The following is a 17,961-nucleotide window of genomic DNA, read 5'->3' as shown; positions in this document are numbered from 1 at the left end:
TCTTTCAACGTAAATAACCCCGGTTTTCATAGGGTGCGGATTAAAAAGGGTGATGCTGTCTACCATCGGCCTGCTTTTTCAGCAAAGCAGCCGTACCCCTCGCCGTAAATGCTTATATTTAAATAACAATAACATTACCATGAGCGGGATCAAAAAAGAAGACATTCAACAGGAAGTTTTCGACCTCTACGACGACTATGCGCATAACCGCATCGACCGGAAATCATTTATGCAAAAGCTGGGTATTTATGCTGTTGGCGCCATTACGCTTCCCTCTTTGCTGAGTTTCCTGATGCCGGACTATAAAAACGCCATCCAGGTAACTGCTGATGATCCCCGGGTAAAATCCATCTACATCAATTACGCTTCGCCCAAAGGGGGCGGAACGATCAAGGCTTTGTTATCAATACCTGCCGATGCAAAAACTACCCTGGGGGGCATCATTGTAGTGCATGAAAATCGTGGGCTCAACCCGCATATTGAAGATGTGGCCAGGCGTGCCGCTCTTGCTGGGTTCATTTCGCTGGCCCCGGATGCGCTGACGCCCCTGGGTGGTTATCCCGGTAATGACGATGCCGGCCGTGAACTGCAAAGCAAACGCGACAAAAAAGAGATGCAGGAAGATTTTCTCGCCGCTTACGACTACCTGAAAACAAATAAGGATTGCAATGGCAAAATAGGGGTGGTGGGTTTTTGCTTTGGTGGCGGAATTGCCAAGTGGAAAAGAACGATTGACTTTTTCAAGGAAAAACTGAAGTAAGTTCGGGGTTGACATTCCAGAAATATAATCTTATCACTCTACCGCAACATTATATATCGGATCTTCCATGACATTGACTTCAATTACTTTGTCCGCATTCAGTAGTAACCTTCTGCAATCGGCACTAAGGTGTTTGATCCGTACTGTCTTATTGAGATCCGCATAATGCCCGGTGATCTTATTTAATGCGTCTATCGCACTCATATCACTGATACGGCTTTCCTTAAAGTCGATCACTACTTCAAGAGGATCGTTCTGCACATCAAATTTTTCGGCGAAAGCCGTTACCGAACCGAAGAAAAGGGGCCCGAAGATTTCGTAGTGTTTTACCCCCTGATCATCGAGGTATTTTTTTGCCCTTATGCGCCTGGCGCTTTCCCAGGCAAATACCAGTGCAGATATTACCACACCTACCAGTACCGCTAATGCCAGGTTGTGCAGCAGTACGGTGATCACGGCAACCAGTATGCCGATGAAGATATCATGTTTCGGCATTTTGTTGATGATGCGGAAACTCGCCCATTCGAATGTTCCGATCGCCACCATGACCATTACACCCACCAGGGCAGCCATGGGTAACCGGCCGATCAATGGTGCACCAAAAAGTATGATCATAAGTATCGCTGCTGCGGCCACGATGCCCGACAGCCTTGCCCTCGAACCGGCAGAAAGGTTCACCAGCGTTTGTGCTATCATCGGGCAGCCGCCCATGCCAGAGAAAAAACCGTTTAAGATATTGGCACTGCCCTGGGCTATGCATTCCCTGTTGCCATTACCCCGTGTACCCGTCATTTCATCTACCAGGTTGAGGGTGAGCAACCCTTCGGTTAACCCCACAGAAGCCATGATCAATGCATAGGGAAAAATGATTTTCAGTGTTTCAAAAGTCACTGGTATCCTGGGCAAATGGAATGGCGGTAAACCACCGGCCACGGAAGCGATATCGCTCACCGTTTTGGTATGGATACCGAACCCTGCCACGAGGGCGAATACGATGATGATCGCGACAAGCGATGCGGGGATCGCTTTGGTGATTTTTGGAACGATGATAACGATCGCTATGGTCAGTGCAACCAGCCCCAGCATGATAAAAAGCGGAGAGCCGGATAACCAGTTTTCAGTTCCGGGTAATTTGAATTGGTTCAGTTGAGACATGAAAATTATCACTGCAAGCCCGTTCACAAAACCGAACATGACCGGCTGTGGGACAAGCCGGATGAATTTGGCCCATTTAAAAACACCCACGATGATCTGTATAACGCCGGCCAGGGCTACAGCGGCCAACACGTATTCCAATCCATTGGATTTCATGAGTGCAATCAATACCACTACAGTTGCGCCTGCGCCACCCGAAACCATGCCTGGCCTGCCGCCGAATATTGCAGTGACCAATCCCATGATAAAGGCCGCATACAAACCTGTCAGTGGTGAAAATCCTGCCAATATCGCAAATGAAAGCGACTCAGGTATCATTGTCATGGCTACGGTGAAACCGGCCAATAATTCGGTTTTATAATTTACTTTTTGTTTGAAATCAAATAGGTCAAAATATTTTATCATTACAATCTTTTAATCATACGATGGATCACCACGAAGTTTGACATTGCATAGTCATGGTGATGAGAGAAGGCTGGAATAAAAAAAGCCTGTCGATGACAGGCTTATATTTGTACCACGTACGGGATTCGAACCCGTGATTCCTCCGTGAAAGGGAGGCGTCTTAACCCCTTGACCAACGCGGCATCGTTTTAAAGGACGGCAAAGATAAGACGCCAGACTTTCGCAACCAAATTTTTTCAAAAAACTTTGCAGATAAATTAATATTGAACGGGTAAATTAATTGAGTATTTTGTGGAAACGCAGTAGCGTGCTACGATTGCCCCATTTTTTAACCCAACCCCATGATGTATGAATCAATACATTTTAGCCCTCGACCAGGGCACTACCAGCAGCCGGGCGATCATTTTTGACCAGCAGGGAACGGTGATCTCAGTAGCCCAAAAGGAATTTACCCAGTTTTTTCCCCAGCCGGGGTGGGTAGAGCATGATGCACTCGAGATCTGGAGCACTCAGCTCGGGGTAGCCATAGAAGCCATTGGCAAGGCCGGACTTTCTGCAGAAAACATCGCCGCCATCGGCATCACCAACCAGCGGGAAACTACCGTGGTATGGAACCGCAATACCGGCAAACCCATTTACAATGCCATCGTATGGCAGGACAGGCGCACCGCAGGCTTTTGCGACGAACTCCGGTCAAAAGGATATGATACTGCCATCAAACAAAAAACCGGGCTCATTGTTGATGCCTACTTCTCCGGCACAAAAGTAAAATGGATACTAGATCATGTGCCCGGCGCCCGCGAACAGGCCACCCGCGGCGAACTGGCATTCGGCACCATCGATAGCTGGCTGCTCTGGAACCTTACCCGCGGACAAGTGCATGCCACCGACGTTAGTAATGCTTCCCGTACGATGCTTTGTAACATCCACACATTGCAATGGGATGATGAACTCGGCAGCATACTGGATATACCCGGCAATATGCTGCCGCAGATACGCAGCAGCAGCGAAATATTCGGTACCACACAAAATATCATCACCGCCAAAAACATTCCTATTTCCGGCATCGCCGGTGACCAGCAGGCAGCCCTCTTCGGACAAATGTGCACCCAGGCCGGCATGGTGAAAAACACCTACGGCACCGGCTGTTTCATGCTGATGAATACCGGCGACAAACCCGTCTACAGCAACAATAACCTGCTTACCACGGTAGCCTGGAAGGTGAATGGCGTGGCACAATACGCACTCGAAGGAAGCGTGTTCATTGCAGGCGCCGTGGTACAATGGCTCCGCGATGGACTTGGCATCATCCATTCCGCATCCGAAGTGGAAGCATTGGCCATGAAGGTAGATAGCAGCGATGGCGTATATGTAGTGCCGGCATTTGTAGGTCTGGGCGCCCCTTACTGGAAGCCCGAAGCACGCGGTTCGGTTTTCGGACTGAGCCGTGGAAGTAACTCCAGCCACATTGCCCGTGCAGCACTGGAAAGTATCGCTTATCAAACCATGGATGTGCTGAAAGCAATGGAAGCCGATTCCGGAATTTCCATCAAAGAATTAAGAGTAGATGGCGGCGCTACCGCCAATGACCTGCTCATGCAGTTCCAGAGCAATATACTAAACACAAAAGTCCTTCGCCCTACCATTACCGAAACCACCGCACTTGGCGCTGCCTATCTCGCCGGGCTTGCTGTAGGTTATTGGGAAAACATTGAAGCGATTCAACAGCAATGGCAGATAGAAAAAACATTTGCACCAACGATGAAAGAAGAAAAAAGAAACGAGCTGGCGAAGGGATGGGAGAAAGCAGTAAGGGCGGCTTTAGAATGGAGCAATATTTAATTAATTACGAATTGTCAATTACGAATTACTAATGAAAGCATTCGTAATTCGTAATTGACAATTCGTAATTTAAAAATAATTCAAACCAATAGCAATTGGACAGACAAGGAATGATATCCCAACTAAACGAAGTGCCCCTATGGGATATCGTGATCATCGGCGGAGGAGCTACCGGGTTGGGAACGGCTGTAGATGCCGCCAGTCGCGGTTACAAGACTTTATTGGTCGAGCAGTTTGATTTTGCCAAAGGCACTTCCAGCCGCTCTACCAAGCTGGTACATGGCGGGGTAAGATACCTGGCGCAAGGGAATATCCGGCTGGTGATGGATGCATTGAAAGAAAGAGGTATCCTATTAAAAAATGCGCCACACATCACTTCCAATTTTTCCTTTGTTATACCCGCTTATAAATGGTGGGAAAAAATGTATTACGGGTTCGGCCTGAAGATTTATGATATCATGGCGGGCAGGCTAAGCCTCGGCAGCACAAAGATCATCTCTAAAAAAACAGCGCAGGAGTTACTGCCTACCGCAGAAACAAAAAATCTGCGTGGTGGTATAGTGTATCGCGATGGCCAATTTGACGACACCAGGCTTGCCATCAATCTTGCACAGACTGCTGAAGAAAATGGTGCTACGATACTCAACTATTGCAAAGTGATAAAGCTGGAAAAACAGGAAGGCATTATCGCCGGCGTACACATCCTGGATAGTATCACAGGAAAAGAAATGCTGATAAAAAGCACCAACGTAATAAACGCTACCGGCGTATTTACCGATGCCGTACTTAAAATGGATGATGCCTCACAACCCAAACTGGTAGCGGCTTCGCAGGGAGTACATATTGTTTTGGATAAAAAATACTTTCCCGGCAACAACGCCTTGATGGTGCCCAGAACCGCCGATGGGCGTGTTCTTTTTGCTGTGCCATGGCATGGAAAAGTGGTAGTAGGCACTACGGATACACCTGTTGACCATACCTCCTATGAGCCCACTGCACTCGAAGAAGAGATCAATTTCATACTCACGCATATCAATCTCTATTTATCAGCAGATATCAGCAGAAAAGATGTGCGGTCTGTTTTCGTGGGGCTGCGACCGTTAGTAAAAAATACTGCGGCAAAAAAAACATCTTTGTTGCCACGGGATCACACGGTGGTAATTTCCAAAAGTAAACTCGTAAGCATCACCGGTGGCAAATGGACAACCTACCGCAAAATGGCCAAAGACGTGCTGGACAAAACCATCGCCCTGGGCCAACTGGAAAAGAAAACCTGCGTTACCGAAGGTTTAAAAATACATGGCTGGACAGATACTATCGAACGCCCGGATGACCTGTATTATTATGGTTCGGATGCGGCAATGGTTAAAGAATTGTACAAAGAAAATCCTGCCTGGAAAGAATCCATCCACCCCGCTCTTCCCTATACAAAAGCGATGGTGATCTGGGCAGTGCGTAATGAAATGGCTATGACCGTAGAAGATGTGATGGCACGGAGAACCCGCAGCATTTTGCTGGATGCAGGCGCTTCCATAGAAGCGTCCCCCATTGTTGCAGAACTGATGGCAAACGAAATGCGGATGGATGAGTCCTGGATAAGGGAACAGCTGAATTCATTTATTTCAATCGCTAAAAAATATACAATGGATGATGTATGATGTGAGATGTATGATGTGGAAGTATCAATAAAAAAATTATTTCTACACTAAAGAACCATACATCATACATTTAAAATTCGCTATTATGAATATCTTCTTCTCGGAACTCATCGGGACATTCCTGTTGATCTTATTGGGCAATGGGGTTGTCGCCAATGTAGTTTTAAATAAAACAAAAGGCAACAGCAGCGGCTGGATCGTCATCACATTCGGTTGGGCGATCGCCGTATTTGTAGGCGTGTACGCCGCCGCAGCGGTAAGTGGAGCACATCTTAACCCCGCGGTAACATTGGCGCTTGCACTCAAAGATGGCATCTGGGAAAATGTACCGATGTACATGGCCGGTCAGCTGCTGGGCGCCATGACGGGGTCATTGTTTGCATGGATACAATACCGCCAGCATTTTGACGCAACTGAAAATCCCGACCTGCAACTGGGAGCATTTTGCACAGCGCCTGCCATACGAAGCCTGTTCCACAACCTGGTGAGTGAGGTCATCGGCACATTTGCATTTATACTCGGTGTGCTGTTCATTGCAAAACCCCAGGCCACTTTAGGCTCGTTAGATGCACTGCCGGCAGCATTACTCGTATTAGGTATCGGATTGTCGCTCGGCGGCACCACCGGTTATGCTATCAATCCCGCCAGGGATCTCGGCCCGAGGATCATGCACAGCATTCTACCCATCAAAGGCAAACGCGACAGCGACTGGAGTTACAGCTGGATACCGGTGGTGGGGCCGTTCATTGGCGCGATATTGGCAGTAATGATTTTCCGGGCATTTCATATTTGAACGAGTTGACAACTCCAATGAGTTGTCAACTCGTGGAAGTAGTCAACTCTAAAAAATGAAAAACATGTTTCAAGACTCTACAACAGAAGAGATCGACTTATTTATGGCTGAAGCCTGGCAGGCTTTTCACGTCTATCGCAAACAATCACTTAAACAAAGAGCAGATTTCATGCGGGCGATTGCCGCAGAATTAAAAACCAATGAAGTTGTTCTGATGCAGACTGCCGCCCGCGAAACCAATCTTCCCCCGGCACGGTTAAAAACGGAGATCAATCGGACGATCTTTCAACTGAATGATTATGCCCGTTTTTGCGAAAGCGGACAATGGCTCGATATCCGTATCGATACCGCGAATGCCGATGTAGTTCCGGCCAGGCCGGATATCCGAAAAACATTGGTTCCGCTGGGGCCTGTAGTTGTATTCGGCGCAGCCAATTTCCCTTTTGCCTATTCCACCGCGGGTGGCGATACTGCCTGCGCCCTGGCAGCCGGATGCCCCGTGATCGTGAAAGCACATCCCGGCCACGCCGAAACAAGCCAGCTGGTGGCCGATGCCATTACAACAGCCGCTAACAATTGTTTTATGCCAAAAGGAATTTTCACCCATATACATGGCGCTTCTTCCAAGGTAGGCGAAGCATTGGTAAAACATCCGTATACAAAAGCGGTTGGCTTCACAGGTTCTTTTGCCGGGGGTAAACAATTGTTCGACTGGGGAAATCAACGGGCAGTTCCTATTCCGGTTTTTGCCGAAATGAGCAGCGTGAACCCCGTATTTCTTTTACCTGAAAAAATAACGGCTGATCACGAATCGATCGCTCAACAATATGCCGCATCCATCACATTGAACTCCGGGCAATTCTGCACCAATCCCGGCATTATCATCGGCATCGGCAATGATGTGCTGGACCTGTTTGTAAATAAATTATCTGCCGAAATAAAGAACATAGTGCCTGAAACGATGCTACATGCGGGTATCTACAAAAACTATGTAGAAAAAAGAGCAGCAGCTTTATCGCAACCCGGGGTGGAGCAGGTAGCGGTATCGGCTACAGATGCGGCACTCAACCAGGGCAGCCCTACCATTGCCATGGTAAAGGCGCAGGACTTCCTGGCCAACCCTTTGTTGCAGCACGAAGTGTTTGGCCCCTACTCCATCATTGTACGATGTGCCGATATGAATGAAATGATTGCTGTGGCCAACTATCTGGAAGGGCAGCTGACAGTTACTTTGATGGGCACTGAAAATGACATTAAGCAACATACTGAACTGGTGGACATCCTCCGGAATATCTGCGGAAGATTTATCCTCAACGGAGTTCCTACCGGCGTTGCCGTAGGGTTGCCCATGCAGCATGGTGGCCCTTTTCCGGCCACTACTGACAGCAGGTTCACTTCTGTTGGCGCCGATGGAATAAAAAGATTCGCAAGGCCTGTAGCTTATCAGAACTGGAGCGATGAACTTTTACCCGATGAATTGAAAGACAGCAACCCCTTGAAAATATGGCGTACGGTAAACAATGAGTTGAAATGCTGACATCAATTTATTGTCAGCCTGAGCTTGTCGAAGGCATATTTAGCAGATAAGCCTTCGACAAGCTCAGGCTGACAATCCTTTTAATTTCGCCGGCAGAAACCAGTCCCTTACCGCAAAGCGGGTTATGATGCGGCATATCTTGTTAAATTTGTTCACTTAAAGTCAAGGAATGCTTACAAAAAAAAATCAATGGCTGTTGCATCTTATTGGCAGCATTGTTTTTTTACTCATACCCATCCTCAATACAGAGCAACGTGATGGTAATGGAATTTTCACCTTCAGCGGCCTCGCGATGCAGGATATGCTAAGGTATATCCTGCTCCTCGGATTTTTCTACCTCAATTATTTTTTACTCATACCTGCGCTTTACTTCGGCAAACAATACATCCTCTATTTTGTAATAGTAATCGGCTGCATGCTGCTGGTCGCTTTTTTGCCGCAGCTGGTCCGGCCGATCGGGATGCCCGGCCCCATGGGACCGCCACCACAAGGCATGATGCCGCCCCCGGGGCCTGGTGGCGAAAGAAACTTTTTCTTCTCGAGGATCGATCACAACCTTTTTCTGTTTGTTGCGGTAGCATTTTTCTCTCTGCTTATCCGCGTGAATAACAGGTGGAAACGTACGGAAAAAGAAAAACTGGATACGGAACTGTCTTATTTGAAAGCACAGATCAATCCGCACTTCTTATTCAATACACTCAATTCAATTTATTCGCTGTCGATACAAAAATCAGACAGCACTCCCGAAGCGGTACAAAAATTATCCGCCATGATGCGGTATGTGCTTACGGAAGCGGCCAATGATACCGTACCACTAAAAAAGGAACTGGATTATATCCGCAATTATATCGACCTGCAAAAGCTTCGCTTTGGCGATGAAGTAAAATTGAATTACAGTATCTGGGGAAAGGAAGAGGGAAAAAGGATTGCGCCGCTTATACTTATTTCCTTCATCGAAAATGCTTTCAAATACGGACTCAACGCGGCAGAAGACACCAACATAAAGATCGTGATCAACCTCTACGAATCAAGGCTTGAAATGCTGGTTATCAATAACAAAGTGACTGTACAGGTGAGCACCGAAGCCCGCAATGGCATTGGCATCAGTAATACCCGCAACAGGCTCGGCCTGCTCTATCCTTCGGCACATGAATTAAAAATAACCGAAGATGAACATCAATTTTCAGTAAACTTAAGTATCGATTTTTAATGATAAAAGCGATTGCCATCGACGATGAATTACCGGCTTTGCAGATCATAGATATTTTCTGCAACAAGATAGATTTCATACAGCTCGAAAAAACATTCAACAAACCGACGGATGCGGTGAAGTATATCAATAAATACCCGGTCGACCTTTTATTCCTCGACATCAATATGCCGTCGCTTAGTGGGATAGAATTATACAAAAATACCGAACAGGAAACGATGGTGATATTCACAACGGCGTACAGCGATTATGCAGTGGAAGGGTTCAACCTTGACGCGATCGATTACCTGTTGAAGCCTTTCACATTTGAAAGATTTCTTCAGGCTGTTAACAAAGCTGCACAGCATCAGCAATTGAAAACAACAACAGCGCCCGCGCAATCGTTCATTTACATACGTGCCGACTACAGCCTGATCAAGATCGATACCAATGATATACTTTTCATAGAAGGATTGGATGATTACCTCAAGATCCACCTTGTAAACCAAAAACCTGTAGTAGCAAGGATGACGCTGAAAAGTATCGTAGATAAATTGCCGGAAGATAATTTTATCCGCATTCATCGCAGTTATGTGGCAGCCATCAATAAGATCTCCAGCATTCGTGCAAAAATGATCACCATCGCGAATGAAGATCTTCCCGTGAGCAACAGTTATGAAGAAAATTTCTTAAAACGTATTAACAAATAATACATTTCACCGCAGAAATTTATTCGCCGGCCTCAACGATTTTTTTTCGTTTCCAATAAGGTTCATATTTAGATAGCAATTGAATCACTTCTAAAACTGATACCATGGAACGCAAAAAATTCTTACGAAATTCATTGGGTATTTTAAGCCTGGCCACGCTGGTAGATGCCTGTAAAAAATCGGACATCACAGACGTCGATAGCTCGGGAACCGTTACTGGCACCGGTACAGGAACCGGTGGATGTGTGGTTTCCCCGACAGAAACAGAAGGACCATATCCTTATCCGGGCGGCGAGCTCACCAATCCTTTACAAAGAGCGGATATCACCGCTGGCCAAACGGGTGTTCCGCTGGCACTCACTTTCAATGTGGTAAATGTAAATGCCAGCTGCGCCATCGTGAGCAATGCAAGGGTGGATATCTGGCAGTGTAATAAAGACGGGTATTATTCAGGTTATGCCAATCAACCCGGGTATCTCGGCACCCAGAGTTTTACCGGGCAGACTTTTCTCCGTGGTTATCAATTGACCGATACCTCAGGCAATGCCTTGTTCAACACCATTTATCCGGGTTGGTATAGCGGCCGTGCAACACACATTCACATCGAAGTGTATGTAAATAATGTGTTGAAAAAAACAACGCAGATCACTTTTTCCGAAACAATATCAAACACCGTTCACCAAAGTACCTTGTATGCTGCGCATGGAGTAAATACGATGAGCAATGCTGCCGATGGAATTTTTGGCAACTCCGTTTCCGACCTCGCCAATGAGACAGTAGCCCTCACAGGCAGTGTGGCCGCAGGATATGCAGGTACACATACGATCGGGATAGCTTTATAATATTGTATGAAAACCCCCTGTTACCAGTAAAGGAAGCTGGCACGCACCGGCTTCCTCATTAAAAAAACATCAGCCATGCCACAAACCATCATCAAACTCACTTACCGGCAGGTCATCGACAACACTACGCAGGATACATTTGAAAAGAATATCCTGCATTACTCTTATGAAGAATTCCTGATCAAATCGCAGGTATATAATCCCGAAAGGAAGTGGAAAACATTTACAGAACTGAAAGCGAGCGATGGCAGGGCTAATTCCCTACACTATAAAAGCGGCTTTGCAGTAGCTGGTTTCATCGATTCGCTGAAGAATATCATTCCTCAGCTGAGAAACAACCTGGGCAAGCCTTTGGCCTTTGAAGTGTACAATTTTGAATTGATCGAATCCGATATTACTGACAAAACGATGCATACTGTGGCGGTACATTATACTACATCCAGATTGATCTTACATTGTATCGCAGGAGAATTTTTAGTGCTGGGCAAAGAGGATGAAACAACCCGTGAAACTTTTACACTAAGGCTGGGCGATGATATGGCAATTGTTTTTCTCGAAGACAAATGATCAGCTCAAAGCCATATCCCTTTTGCTATCGCCCACCGGTTTTACTGCCAGGCTCATTTGGGTCACTATTGCCGATGAAATAAAAAGATAGCCTGCAATGACATACTTTATCACCGGGGAAATTTTATCCGCACCAAACCAATCACCGAAGTAAAAAATAATTCCTGTTCCGAAAAGCGCTTTTGCGATCTCCCAGATGTACGCGTTCGGGTTTTGATCCATCGATTCTGTAAGCGCGTATACAAACAGGAAAATAAAAGCTCCGTAAACAAATACCTCCGGAATTCCGATGGGCCTTATGTTGCCAAAAAGGTAACTCACCATGAGCAGCAAAACAATCATCTGCAGCCACGTCCAGGCAAGAAACGGCCTGGAATAAACTGTATCATATTTTTCAAACGAATACACATTTTCAATCTTGAACACAGGATATTTTTCCTCAACATCTGCGGGTCGCCAGCCGGTAGGTTTATAAAAAACTGCCGCTTTATCTTTCCAGCTTTTTGTACGCCAGGCATCTTTGATCAACAAAGACATATGCTGAAAATTGATCTTGATCGGGTTCCAGGTCTGCACCGGCCTTGTTATGCCGTATACCGGTGGCGCCTCTTTCAATTCTTCCTGGAAAGTGCCAAACAATTTATCCCAGATGATGAGTATCTGCCCGTAATTTTTATCGATGTATTCTTTATTGATAGCATGGTGCACGCGGTGATGCGAGGGAGTAACGATGATCTTTTCGAGAAAACCCATCTTTCCGATATGCTGTGTGTGATACCAGAATTGTGCAAAAAGATGCAAAGGCCCCACCAGCGCAATCACTTCCACAGGCACACCCAGTAAGGCTGCTGGCAACAGTAGTATCGCGAATAATCTTACAAAAACCGAAATGCTTTGTCGCAATGCACATGCAAGATTGAATTCTTCGCTGCTATGATGTACGAGATGGCTGTTCCAGAAAAAATTGACTTTATGATCGATCGCATGTACCACATACCCGGCAAAATCCAGGGCGATGAATGCTACCACATACGTCAGCCATGTAGCTTTTATGTGCGTCAACGCGATGTGATTTACCAACTGTTCATACGTAAGTATCGCCAGCACTAATCCCAGTACATCTTTGGTAACATTGGTAACCCCGGAGTTGAGGCTGCTGATCATATCCATATGCCGCACGGTATCCTTTCCCTTGCGCCAGCCGTACCATTTTTCAAACAGCACGAGGAGCAGGAAAGCGGGCATGGCAATCAAAAGAATTTTCCCGTAGTTTTCCATAAAAATTTATTACTTCAAATTTAATTTAAAGTTATCAACTTTGAAAAAAAAACGCCGGGAAAGAAGGGAGCGGAGTTTTCGCAGAGAAAACTATGCTTATCTTACTCTGCGAAAACTTTATTAACTCATTTCTCAGCGGTTAATTATGGCAAATGTAACAATCGTAGGCGGCGGCGTAACCGGTTTATTCAGTGCATATTATCTTCAAAAAGCGGGCTATGAAGTACGTGTGATCGACAATGGCTTCATCCGCGACGGGTGCTCATTTGGAAACATGGGTTATATGTCTCCGAGCCATTTTGTACCGCTGGCATCGCCGGGAATCATCGGAGAAGGATTGAAATATATGTTGAGCAGCAGCAGCCCGTTTTACATAAAACCCAGGCTGAATATGGACCTGCTGAAGTGGGCATGGAAATTTTACAAAAACAGCAATACGGAAACAGTGGTGAAACATGCGCCACACCTGAACAATATCCTTCAGCTCAGCAGGCAACTGATGAACGATGTAAGAAACGAGATCGGCGATACTTTCATGATGGAAGAAAAAGGTTGTTTCAATCTTTGCAAAAGCAAAAAAACACTGGATCATGAATTTCATGTAGCAGATGAAGCAGAAAAATTCGGATTGAAAGTAGAAAGACTCGACAGGGCCGGTGTGCAGCAACTTGAGCCCGATGTGGAACTGGATGTAGCGGGGGCGGTGTTGTTCAAAGACGACTGCCATTTTCACCCGGGCAAAATGATGGAAGCGCTGGAAAGTTATTTGCTGGATAAAAATGTTGTCATTGAAACAGGCGCTACAGTCACCGGTTTTGAAAGTACAGGCAATGCTGTATCCGCCGTCATCACTTCCGAAGGAAAATTTGAATGCGATCACCTGGTGATTGCTACAGGCAGCTGGCTGCCGATGATGAGTAAATTACTCGGTATACATTTATTGCTTCAGCCGGGCAAAGGGTACAGTCATACTTACCGGGGCATTGAAAAAAATATACGTTACCCTGCCATACTCGTAGATGGCCGTTGCGCCATCACACCGTGGCAGAAAATGTTGCGCATTGGCGGCACGATGGAATTCAGCGGTTACAACAGCGATATTCTCGGCAAACGGATGCTGGGCATTTACAATTCGGTAAAAAGTTTTTATCCCGGACTGGAGATCGGCAGCATTCCGCATGATGAAATATGGAACGGACTGCGGCCTGTAACACCCGATGGGCTGCCTTATATTTCCCGCACCGATAAATATGATAATGCAATATTTGCCGGAGGCCACGCCATGCTGGGCATTTCGCAGGGCACAGGCACCGGCCTGCTCGTGAGCCAGATGATCGGAAATAAAAAAACGGAAATAGATATCTCTGCTTTCCGGCTAAACAGGTTTTAGAAAGTTTAAAACGTTCAAGAGGTTCAAGAGGTTCAAAAGGTTCAAGAGGTTCAAAAAGTTGATATCCTAATGGAATGCATTTTAACTTTTTGAACTTTTGAACTGTTGAACTGTTGAACTTTTGAACTTCCTAAAATATTTTAAAATCCCCATCGATGATCACCCACCTGTTGCCATCACTTTGCACAGTGATGCTGACTTTCCGTTTTACAGGGTAACTGGTTTCGGTATTATTAAATTGCACATACAATAGCGCATTAAATTCAATCGCCCCATTGGCAGCAGTGTTGCCGTCATAATAAGCCGCGTTATTTGAAATTACATTTACCCCGTTATTGTCTCTCACATATAACGCCGGAAAACTTACGCCGGAACTGTACCCGCAATCGATAGAGATCACATATATCCTCCCGGTTCTGCCTGCCGCAGCCGGCAATGTAAGCTGACTGAATACATTTCCTGATGGTACATAACGTATACTGTAATCATTATCCGTAGCCGTGGCGTTGCCGGTAATTATTCTTATCGGCATACTAACGCTGCCGTTTACCTGCAATTTCGAATTAGGGGATGGGGTATTGATCCCCACATCGCCAGCATTGGTGATCACCATCGACTCTGCCAAAGAATTGCCATTGATGGAGGAACCCGTAAAAAATCCGAGCCTCGTTGCAAAAGCACTGGTACCGGTATATTTTATGGCTCCCATAAAAGAATTCCCAGCTTTATAAAAAGTAGCAGCCTGCACGTTTGTTGCAAGTGTAGCCGGATTGGTAATCGTGGTATTACCGGCCGCATCCACCCTGAAATTCTCTTTGAAGCCATTCGTATAATCGTCGTAGCCAATGGTGGTGGAGGCCGAACTGTTATCGCTGTAGATGCGCAATTCATTTCCTGAAACAGCCAGCCCTACATCACCGGTAGCACCGGGATACAAGGATATTTTTTTCTCCAGTGTTGCCGGAAATGATAAGGGGTTTGCAGGATTAGTATAATTTAACCCCACGTAGCCACCGTCCGTTATACTCAGGTACTCCTTCAGGGCAGTAGCATTTACGCCGGTGTAAGCAAACAGGCCCAGCCTGGCAGTATTTGCCCCGGTACCAATTACCTTGATGGCACCGCTATACCTGTTATTGGTTTTAAAATAAGTAGCGATTTCCGTATTCGCCGCAAGTGTTACCGGATTATTGAGCCATGCCGTTCCATTATTATTTATCCGGAAGGTTTCTGTAAGTGCGGCACTGGCGCCATACCCGAAGGAAGTGTGTGCGCCGGAATTGGCATTGTACAATTGTAATTCTGCAGACCCGATCCCCATGCCATACATGGCTGTCGGGCTTTCATAATACAGATCCAGCTTGTTGCCGTTGGTAGCTGCAAAAGATAATGGCGCCCGTGGGTTGGCGTTGTATATCCCGAAATTATTATTGTCGTGGTTGAAAAAGAATTTCCATTGGTTGTTCTTTGTTCCATAAAGCCCCACAATGCTATCGTTGAACACACCTAAGAAAGAACTTTGCTCAAGCGGGGTAGAAAGTTTTTCGAACCAGAAACCGGGAGTATCGCCGCCTTTATTTCGTATGCGGATACGCCCCACCACATCCAGTGGAAATTGGGGAAGACTTGTGATAGGCGTACCGATACCAACGTTGCCGCTACCCGTCATCAATGCCGGGCCGGATGTACTCGCGAAAAAGCCACCTGTCCCGGTATTGCTGAAACCCGACACACCATATCCCCCACCCAATGCATCGCCCAGCAACCCGATACCCGCCGATGTATTCTGTACCCTGAACACCGCATTGCCGGCTGTGGTGGCGGCTGCGCCGGAATAAGGCAGCACGAGGCCACTGCCGGTAAATTCATCGCTGATCTTTATCCAGGTACCAACTTTTCGGATATACAAAAAACCATCGGTGGTGTTGTATACAAGCAGTCCATCGGGAGCTGTAGTGAGTGCCGTTATCTGCGGGCCAGACAGGCGGGGAAGCAACAGGCCTTTGTTGGTGCCGCCATCCAGGTCGAGGACAGCATTGCTGTTTGGAGTGCCGGGCGACCCGATCTTCACCTGTGCATGAATGCTGTTGGTGATAAGCATTAAAAATACAAACAGCAGACACTTGTTCATAACAGATATTTAAGCCTGCAATGTAGTGGCATTAAATATCCGGCACAATAGCCCTGAAGGGTGAAGAGGATGTATGATGTATGATCTATGATCTATGATGTAAGATCTATGATCTGATACTTTCTGATTGAAGATTTCTAAAGTATGTCAAAACATTTAATCAGAATGAACTATAGACCATACATCATAGATCATAGATTACCCCAGTCCTATTTCCTGATGCCGCTCAGGTATTTCTACATCCAGGAAACCCTTTTGCACCAGTCTTCTTTTGAAATCCTGTTGCACATCGTATTCCCCATGAACGAGGAAAAGTTTGGCGACCGCACGTTTATCCTGGCAGGCAAGAAATTGCAAAAGATCTACATAATCGCCATGAGCGCTCATGCTGCGGACTTCTCCGATCTCGGCGTTGACTTCATGTGTTTGTCCGAAAATACCTATCTCTTTTGGATGTTTTTTCAATCTTCCGCCTAAGGAATTAGGTTCGCAGTAACCGGTGAGTAAAATAGTGTTGCGGCTGTTTTCAATATTATTGCTGATATGATGCTTGATCCTTCCGGCATCTGCCATTCCGCTGGCGGATATGATCACACAAGGGCCTTTGTAATAATTCAGCATCTTACTTTCATCCACCGTCTTCGTAAACTTAAGCCCTTTAAAACCGAATGGATCATGGTCTGTCTGCAGTACTTTTTGTATCCGGGCATTAAAATATTTCGGATAACTTTTTACGATCTGCGTTGCTTTCATACTCAGGGGGCTATCGACAAAATATTCAAGCGCCGGAAGCCGTCCCTGGTTTTCCAGTTCGTTGAGCGCATATAAGATTTCCTGTGTGCGGCCAACACTGAATGCAGGAATGATCAGTTTTCCTTTTTTCTCTATACATGTCTTTTTAATCCAATCCAGCATCGCATCAGGTGTCTGTACATATTCATCGTGCAGTGAATTGCCATATGTACTTTCAAGGATGATGTAATCCGCCTGCGAAAAAACGGCCGGTGATTTCAGGATTATATCGCGGTAGCGGCCAACATCACCGCTGAAGGTCACTTGCCTTGTTTTACCATTTTCTGTTATCCGTATATGCACCGCTGCACTCCCGATGATATGGCCGGCATCGGTATAACAAAATTCAATTCCAGGTTCGATCGTAAACCATTTGTCATAGTCAACGGTTACAAACTGATCAACAGCCGCCAGGGCATCCAATGTGGTATAAAGCGGTTCCACATAAGGCAGCCCCTGTAATGCACGACGCTTGTTTTCAAATTTCACATCGTTCTCCTGTATCCCTGCACTGTCTTCCATCAGCACAGCTGCGAGGTCTTTGGTGGCGGGTGTGGCAAATATCTTTCCTTCGTAACCATCTTTCACGAGCTTCGGTATCAGTCCGCAATGGTCGATGTGCGCATGCGAAAGGATCATGTAGTCTATCTGCCTGGGATCAAATCCGAAATCCTTATTCAACAACGGCGTATCCGGCCCCATTCCCTGGAACATGCCACAATCGAGCAATATTTTTTTCCCATTGCTGAGTGTCAGCAGATGCTTGGAGCCGGTAACTGTACGGGCTGCGCCGTGAAAGGAAATCTTCATGAAAGCAAGTTTAGAGATTAGTATTTAGAGTTTAGAGAGGTTTAGAAGGTTTAGGAGGTTTAGGACGTGTCCCGGATCTTAAATTCTTCGAAGAACTTTATA

14 protein-coding genes and 1 tRNA gene are annotated in these 17,961 nt (G+C 46.2%); 10 read left to right on the top strand and 5 right to left on the bottom strand.

What is annotated here, in order from left to right; translation table 11 throughout:
- The first annotated feature begins 52 nt into the window (after positions 1-52).
- Positions 53-760 carry a dienelactone hydrolase family protein gene (locus EGI32_RS12865; protein ID WP_255155768.1) on the top strand — a complete coding sequence of 236 codons (708 nt, stop codon included), beginning with the start codon at positions 53-55 and terminating at the stop codon, positions 758-760.
- A gap of 33 nt (positions 761-793) precedes the next feature.
- Here EGI32_RS12865 and EGI32_RS12860 read toward each other — a convergent pair whose 3' ends face one another.
- Positions 794-2,320: a SulP family inorganic anion transporter gene (locus EGI32_RS12860; protein ID WP_255155767.1), complete on the bottom strand. Its 1,527-nt coding sequence runs from the start codon at positions 2,318-2,320 to the stop codon at positions 794-796.
- A gap of 110 nt (positions 2,321-2,430) precedes the next feature.
- A tRNA-Glu gene (locus EGI32_RS12855) sits at positions 2,431-2,502 on the bottom strand.
- 166 nt (positions 2,503-2,668) lie between these two features.
- Here EGI32_RS12855 and glpK point away from each other — a divergent pair.
- From glpK to EGI32_RS12815, 8 genes are all read left to right on the top strand, one after another.
- Positions 2,669-4,162 carry a glycerol kinase GlpK gene (gene glpK / locus EGI32_RS12850; RefSeq protein WP_255155766.1) on the top strand — a complete coding sequence of 498 codons (1,494 nt, stop codon included), beginning with the start codon at positions 2,669-2,671 and terminating at the stop codon, positions 4,160-4,162.
- 95 nt (positions 4,163-4,257) lie between these two features.
- Complete coding sequence (locus tag EGI32_RS12845; protein ID WP_255155765.1) at positions 4,258-5,820, top strand: glycerol-3-phosphate dehydrogenase/oxidase; 1,563 nt, start codon at positions 4,258-4,260, stop codon at positions 5,818-5,820.
- An 85-nt stretch (positions 5,821-5,905) separates the two neighbouring features.
- On the top strand, positions 5,906-6,613 hold the full coding sequence (locus tag EGI32_RS12840; protein WP_255155764.1) for an MIP/aquaporin family protein: 708 nt from the start codon (positions 5,906-5,908) through the stop codon (positions 6,611-6,613).
- Between the two features lie 64 nt (positions 6,614-6,677).
- Positions 6,678-8,150, top strand: coding sequence for an aldehyde dehydrogenase (NADP(+)) (locus EGI32_RS12835; protein WP_255155763.1), 1,473 nt, complete (start codon positions 6,678-6,680; stop codon positions 8,148-8,150).
- Positions 8,151-8,319: 169 nt separating this feature from the next.
- Complete coding sequence (locus EGI32_RS12830) at positions 8,320-9,360, top strand: sensor histidine kinase (RefSeq protein WP_255155762.1); 1,041 nt, start codon at positions 8,320-8,322, stop codon at positions 9,358-9,360.
- On the top strand, positions 9,360-10,049 hold the full coding sequence (locus EGI32_RS12825) for a LytTR family DNA-binding domain-containing protein (RefSeq protein WP_255155761.1): 690 nt from the start codon (positions 9,360-9,362) through the stop codon (positions 10,047-10,049). Before EGI32_RS12830 ends, EGI32_RS12825 begins: the two co-directional genes overlap by 1 nt.
- Before the next feature lie 104 nt (positions 10,050-10,153).
- A complete protein-coding gene (locus tag EGI32_RS12820; RefSeq protein ID WP_255155760.1) occupies positions 10,154-10,891 on the top strand; it encodes an intradiol ring-cleavage dioxygenase in 738 nt (245 codons plus the stop codon).
- Between the two features lie 75 nt (positions 10,892-10,966).
- Entirely contained in the window at positions 10,967-11,458 is a 492-nt protein-coding gene (locus EGI32_RS12815) for a hypothetical protein (protein WP_255155759.1), read from the top strand.
- Here the strand turns inward: EGI32_RS12815 and EGI32_RS12810 are convergent, their stop codons facing one another.
- Positions 11,459-12,736 carry a sterol desaturase family protein gene (locus tag EGI32_RS12810; RefSeq protein WP_255155758.1) on the bottom strand — a complete coding sequence of 426 codons (1,278 nt, stop codon included), beginning with the start codon at positions 12,734-12,736 and terminating at the stop codon, positions 11,459-11,461.
- A gap of 145 nt (positions 12,737-12,881) precedes the next feature.
- Here EGI32_RS12810 and EGI32_RS12805 point away from each other — a divergent pair, with 145 nt between their 5' ends.
- Positions 12,882-14,126, top strand: a complete 1,245-nt coding sequence (locus EGI32_RS12805; RefSeq protein ID WP_255155757.1) for an FAD-binding oxidoreductase — start codon at positions 12,882-12,884, stop codon at positions 14,124-14,126.
- 130 nt (positions 14,127-14,256) lie between these two features.
- On the opposite strand, the gene EGI32_RS12800 is transcribed toward EGI32_RS12805, so the two are convergent.
- Positions 14,257-16,257 (bottom strand): hypothetical protein, encoded by a 2,001-nt coding sequence (locus EGI32_RS12800; protein WP_255155756.1) that lies wholly within the window; start codon positions 16,255-16,257, stop codon positions 14,257-14,259.
- Positions 16,258-16,455: 198 nt separating this feature from the next.
- Positions 16,456-17,859 (bottom strand): MBL fold metallo-hydrolase RNA specificity domain-containing protein, encoded by a 1,404-nt coding sequence (locus tag EGI32_RS12795; RefSeq protein ID WP_255155755.1) that lies wholly within the window; start codon positions 17,857-17,859, stop codon positions 16,456-16,458.
- Between the last annotated feature and the right edge of the window lie 102 nt (positions 17,860-17,961).

It is taken from the genome of Ferruginibacter sp. HRS2-29 (assembly GCF_024343615.1).
Taxonomy (GTDB): Bacteria; Bacteroidota; Bacteroidia; order Chitinophagales; family Chitinophagaceae; genus Ferruginibacter.
The sequence above is the reverse complement of the archived record's forward strand: the minus strand, read 5'-3'. Positions and strand labels throughout refer to the sequence as shown.

Excerpts from the sequence above, each read along its gene's own strand:
- EGI32_RS12865 (WP_255155768.1), top strand. The coding sequence starts at position 53 with ATGCTGTCTACCATCGGCCTGCTTTTTCAGCAAAGCAGCCGTACCCCT.
- EGI32_RS12860 (WP_255155767.1), bottom strand. The coding sequence starts at position 2,320 with ATGATAAAATATTTTGACCTATTTGATTTCAAACAAAAAGTAAATTAT.
- glpK (WP_255155766.1), top strand. The coding sequence starts at position 2,669 with ATGAATCAATACATTTTAGCCCTCGACCAGGGCACTACCAGCAGCCGG.
- EGI32_RS12840 (WP_255155764.1), top strand. The coding sequence starts at position 5,906 with ATGAATATCTTCTTCTCGGAACTCATCGGGACATTCCTGTTGATCTTA.
- EGI32_RS12835 (WP_255155763.1), top strand. The coding sequence starts at position 6,678 with ATGTTTCAAGACTCTACAACAGAAGAGATCGACTTATTTATGGCTGAA.
- EGI32_RS12830 (WP_255155762.1), top strand. The coding sequence starts at position 8,320 with ATGCTTACAAAAAAAAATCAATGGCTGTTGCATCTTATTGGCAGCATT.
- EGI32_RS12825 (WP_255155761.1), top strand. The coding sequence starts at position 9,360 with ATGATAAAAGCGATTGCCATCGACGATGAATTACCGGCTTTGCAGATC.
- EGI32_RS12820 (WP_255155760.1), top strand. The coding sequence starts at position 10,154 with ATGGAACGCAAAAAATTCTTACGAAATTCATTGGGTATTTTAAGCCTG.
- EGI32_RS12815 (WP_255155759.1), top strand. The coding sequence starts at position 10,967 with ATGCCACAAACCATCATCAAACTCACTTACCGGCAGGTCATCGACAAC.
- EGI32_RS12810 (WP_255155758.1), bottom strand. The coding sequence starts at position 12,736 with ATGGAAAACTACGGGAAAATTCTTTTGATTGCCATGCCCGCTTTCCTG.
- EGI32_RS12805 (WP_255155757.1), top strand. The coding sequence starts at position 12,882 with ATGGCAAATGTAACAATCGTAGGCGGCGGCGTAACCGGTTTATTCAGT.
- EGI32_RS12800 (WP_255155756.1), bottom strand. The coding sequence starts at position 16,257 with ATGAACAAGTGTCTGCTGTTTGTATTTTTAATGCTTATCACCAACAGC.
- EGI32_RS12795 (WP_255155755.1), bottom strand. The coding sequence starts at position 17,859 with ATGAAGATTTCCTTTCACGGCGCAGCCCGTACAGTTACCGGCTCCAAG.